The sequence below is a fragment of the Acinetobacter sp. CFCC 11171 genome (assembly GCF_003268405.1).
GTDB lineage: Bacteria > Pseudomonadota > Gammaproteobacteria > Pseudomonadales > Moraxellaceae > Acinetobacter > Acinetobacter amyesii.
The window spans coordinates 1-324 of record NZ_LQXP01000129.1 but is presented as its reverse complement, the minus strand read 5'-3'; the positions used below and the strand labels follow the sequence as shown (position 1 = coordinate 324).

The 324-nt window shown below is 38.9% G+C and carries 1 pseudogene; it reads right to left on the bottom strand.

Annotated features, from left to right (window positions below):
• A pseudogene (locus tag AVJ20_RS18175) lies at positions 1 to 324 on the bottom strand (MobA/MobL family protein); the annotation flags it as partial.

Genomic DNA, 324 nt, shown 5'->3' with positions numbered 1-324 from the left:
CGTTTTAAAAATGCCAAATGTTCTCGTTCGTGTCTTTCTTGTTCATAGCGTTGTTCTTTTTGCTCTCGTTCTTTACGTAATTGCTCTCTAAATTCACTTTCTCTGCGATCATTTTCAATTCTTCGTTGGCGATCTACTTCCGTTTGGCGTACTTGCTGCATTCTTTCTTGTTCAATTTTGAGATCATCTGCCCGTTTTGCTTTAAGGAGGGGACTCATATCATCATTAAAATCATGTAGGGTATCGAATGAATGAACGTACTCTCGTTTTAGCTTCTGCCAAAACGTGGGTTTTATCGTTGGTCGTTCAATCCCATTATTTTCC